Raw genomic sequence first — 4,114 nt, 5'->3', positions numbered from 1 at the left:
TCAATCTGTCGCGCATTGAGTTTCATAGGTACCCGTTTCCAAATTAAGATACCCGGATATGTACCCGTTTTAGGCACGGATTGCAACGGTTTTAGATGGATCACACCGGACAAGAAATGGCGCTAACATTTCTATTTTTAAATGAAAAATGGACACTAAAGGACATCACCGGAACAATAGATGGCGCATCCATCATCAGGTTACAGTATCAGTCACAGTGTATTGCAACCATGATAGCGGGAAATGGGCTATGTCGCCTTATTGCATTGACGCTCTGTGTGTATCAATGCGAACCGGGGCACGAATAAGGCTTTTTTCATCGCACCTTTTATGATTAAGTACCCGGATGAATGACCACAATAAGGCTTTGGCATCATCATGACGAGCACGTGTTTGCTGACACCACGCCACCAGCGTGGACCTCTTAAGGTATCCGGTGAACGCTATGGTTTATCCGCGTTGGGCGCACCGTTACTCTACTTTCCTGCCGAGCACACCAGTAGCGACACCGGCCTGATTCTCGTACGCACGGAGATAAAGCCGCGTCAATCGCCGTTCTCTCCTGCGCCCTGCGAACGTTACTCCTAGTACAACGCCATCAGCATCTGGTGCTATGCGTCAATCCGGATGGCTGCCAGCTTGGTCTGCGAGCCAACGCAAATGGCGTTGATCTGAACCGTAATTTTCCCACCTCCAACTGGCAGGAAGCCAATACGGTCTACCGCTGGAACAGCGCCACGCCTGAACGCGACGTGCAGCTTTCCATCGGCGCGTATCCCGGCTCAGAGCCTGAAACCCAGGCATTGTGCTCGCTGATTGAACATCTCGATCCAGCCTGGATTGTCACCTTCCACGAGCCACTTGCCTGCGTTGACGATCCGGACCGTTCTTCGCTGGCAGGATGGCTTTCACAGGCTTTCTCATTGCAACAGGTTGAGCATATTGGTTACCCCACGCCGGGTTCTTTTGGCAGTTGGTGCGCATAGCGTCAGTTACCGTGCATCACCTTAGAGCTGCCTGCGGTTTCTGCCGACGACGCCAGAGAACGCTACCTGTCCCCGTGTGTCACCTTGTTGCAACAAAAGTTTTTATATCAATGTTGCTAATGTTGCCCTACACTGATGCCCGTGTTAACTACCTGTAATTGAAGGACAAAGAAATGTCAAAAAATGTGCATTTTCAAGGAAATCCTGTCGCTGTAGCCGGAAACTTTCCTGAGAAAGGCGCTAAAGCTCCCACCTTCACACTGGTTGCCAAGGACCTTTCCGATGTCGCGCTGACCTACAGTTCGCCGGTAAGCGTAACATCCTGAATATCTTCCCGAGTATTGATACGGGTGTCTGCGCCGCTTCCGTGCGCAAATTTAACCAATTGGCTTCTGAGCTGGATGACACTGTGGTGCTCTGTATCTCCGCCGATCTGCCGTTTGCACAATCGCGTTTCTGCGGTGCAGAAGTGTACAGCGAGTTGGTGAACGAGATCACCACCGAACATGATTATGATGCCGCGTTGGCTGCACTGAAATAAGTCTCAACAGATAAAAAAACGGCTGCCTCGGCAGCCGTTTTTGTTGGATTATTCCTCCGCCTCATCTGCGGCTTTACGCTGGCTCAATCCGTATTCACGCAGTTTGTTGGCGATGGCAGTATGGGAAACGCCCAGACGTTTTGCCAGTTTACGCGTGCTGGGATAAGCCTGATAAAGGCGGGTCAGCACTGAACGTTCAAAGCGCTTGCTGATATCGTCCAGTGACCCCTCAAGCAAATCATCGTTCTGTACAGTATCAAGGGTGAACGAAGGCAGATCGATATCCTGCACGCGCAGTTCGCGCCCTTCCAACTGAGTCAACGCACGATAAACAGTGTTTTTCAACTGGCGCACATTACCCGGCCATCCGAACTGCGGCAGCAGATGATACAGCTCCGGCGCAATGCGGGGTCTGGCAATACCTTGCTCATCGGCAAAACGCGCCACTAACAGTTCGGTGAGCGCCATGATATCCGCCGGACGTTCGCGCAGCGGCGGCAAGGCAAGCATCAACACGTTAAGCCGGTAATAGAGATCTTCACGAAACTCACCGCGCTGCACCAGTTCCAACAGGTTTTTTTGCGTGGCGCAAATCACTCGGACATCAACGTGCACCTCGTGCTCTTCCCCAACCCGACGGAAGGTGCCATCATTAAGAAAACGCAGCAGCTTGGTCTGCATTTGCGGCGACATTTCGCCCACCTGATCCAGCAATACAGAACCGCCATTGGCCTGCTCAAAGAAGCCTTTTTTGCCTTCCAGCGCATTGGGATAAGCTCCCGGTGCGTGGCCGTACAGTTCACTTTCCATTACATCGTTAGGCAGTGATGCGCAATTGAGCGCCAGGAAAGGCTTTTTGCCGCGAGAACTGCGCAGATGGCACGCACGGGCCAGCATATCTTTACCGGTGCCAGTATCACCCACGATCAGCAACGGCGCATCGAGCATGGCCAGCTTTTTACCTTGCTCAACCACCTGACGCATTTTGGGGCTAACGGCGACGATATGATTAAATTCATTCTCATCGTTAACCGCCAGATCTTGTAACTGGCGGCCCATACGCACCGCCGATTTCAGCATGACCAAAGCGCCGGCAATCACACTTTCGCCCGCGTCATTATCCAAATACACCGGGGTGATTTCCAACAGGAAATCTTGCCCGCGAATCACCACACGCTCCGCTTCCAGCCGGCGATCATCGCGCTCCAGCCAGCGTGTGAAATTGTAATTGGGGATCAACTGATTAATGGTGACCGCCCCGATGCTGTCAGCCGATTGTTCGAACAGCGCCAACATCGCCGGATTGAACAATTCAATATTGCCTTTCAGATCGAGGGAGAAAACCGGCTCGGGCATCGATTCCAAAACGGCATTCATCGCGCGCTGCTCTCGCTCGGATGGCATGAACGCCACGGTGCGCACATCGCGCACGCTTTCGATACGTCGAATCTCCGCCATCAGAACACGGAAATCGTCAAATCCAAGCGTGGCAAAATTCAGGTAAATCCGTCCGGCGGGGTCAATTTCAATACCCCGCAAATCAATAGCGCGCGAGGCCAATAAATCTAACAACTCGCGCGTCAGGCCAATTCGATCTTCACAAAAGACTTCCAGACGCATTAACAGCTACCTTCTTCCAGGGGAATGTATATTTCCGGCATCATACCGCGTCTCATCCCACGGATGAAGCTACCTGTCAGCAAAAGTTGACAGGTGGCAACATCTTTTTTCCCGTTGGCGGTATTTCGAGCTTTCATGGGCGTTACGGCGGCGTTGGAGTAGTTTTTTTCTGTACTCGGGGACCGTTGGGGAGAAGTGGCGCTAGGCATCATCATCTGCGTAACGTGGGTGCGGTTGCCGAGGGATACTCATCATCAAAGGTGATACGTGGCGTTAGCGGTTCACTCATCGCAATTTATCCCCCAATAAAAATTCCATGACGCTGTCCAGCAGAATGTGCGGCAACGGCGTATCAACGTTCATCGCTTGAGGTCGAAAATCTTCAAAATGGAAGCACTGTTGCTGCCAAAAGGCGGCACCGTGCAAACGCGCGGGCACTTCACCGGGATAAAGCGTCAGCGGTTCACCATCGCCAAGACGATGTCCGCGCAACGCGGGCAGGTTCTGCCCGTGATATTCCACGATACCACTTTGGTTTGACTGCACGGACGCAATACCCGAGCAATCCATGGTGATGCCCTCAAAAGCCGCATTCTGCCAGGCTTCCTGTACCAGTTGCTGCAATAGCGACACCAGATTCGCATGCTGATCCGCCGTGATATGGTCCGCTTTACTGTCTGCAAACATCAGGTTATCGATGCACGGCGAAAATAAACGGCGCAACAAGGTACGTTTGCCATAATGGAAACTTTGCATCAATTGCGTGAGCGCCAGAAGCATATCAGTAAAAGTGTGTAGCCCGCGGTTGAGCGGTTGCAAGCAATCCTGATGCGCCGCGCGATATTTGAAGCCAAAACGTGCGATAAATGACAAGCTACTTTTGTTTCCAACAGTGCAACGAAATTACACTCTTATTTTTCATCAGAGCCATTTTGGCCTTTTCGAGCATTCCGGTTAACTGGACAAT

General features: G+C 51.9%; 1 protein-coding gene and 3 pseudogenes. 2 read left to right on the top strand and 2 right to left on the bottom strand.

Annotated elements, in window-relative coordinates; genetic code table 11:
* Nucleotides 1–378 precede the first annotated feature (378 nt).
* Nucleotides 379–1,106, top strand: a pseudogene (gene mpaA / locus QZ506_RS07125) (murein tripeptide amidase MpaA).
* Nucleotides 1,107–1,159: 53 nt separating this feature from the next.
* Nucleotides 1,160–1,527 (top strand): annotated as a pseudogene (gene tpx, locus QZ506_RS07120) (thiol peroxidase).
* A gap of 48 nt (nt 1,528–1,575) precedes the next feature.
* Here the strand turns inward: tpx and tyrR are convergent.
* Both tyrR and QZ506_RS07110 read right to left on the bottom strand, forming a co-directional pair.
* Nucleotides 1,576–3,147 carry a transcriptional regulator TyrR gene (gene tyrR, locus QZ506_RS07115; protein ID WP_291970051.1) on the bottom strand — a complete coding sequence of 524 codons (1,572 nt, stop codon included), beginning with the start codon at nt 3,145–3,147 and terminating at the stop codon, nt 1,576–1,578.
* 285 nt (nt 3,148–3,432) lie between these two features.
* Nucleotides 3,433–3,972, bottom strand: a pseudogene (locus QZ506_RS07110) (YcjX family protein); the annotation flags it as partial.
* Nucleotides 3,973–4,114 lie beyond the last annotated feature (142 nt).

Origin of the sequence: Candidatus Symbiopectobacterium sp. (genome assembly GCF_020054415.1) — a bacterium.
GTDB lineage: Bacteria > Pseudomonadota > Gammaproteobacteria > Enterobacterales > Enterobacteriaceae > Symbiopectobacterium.
The sequence above is the reverse complement of the archived record's forward strand: the minus strand, read 5'-3'. Positions and strand labels throughout refer to the sequence as shown.

Excerpts from the sequence above, each read along its gene's own strand:
- tyrR (WP_291970051.1), bottom strand. The coding sequence starts at position 3,147 with ATGCGTCTGGAAGTCTTTTGTGAAGATCGAATTGGCCTGACGCGCGAG.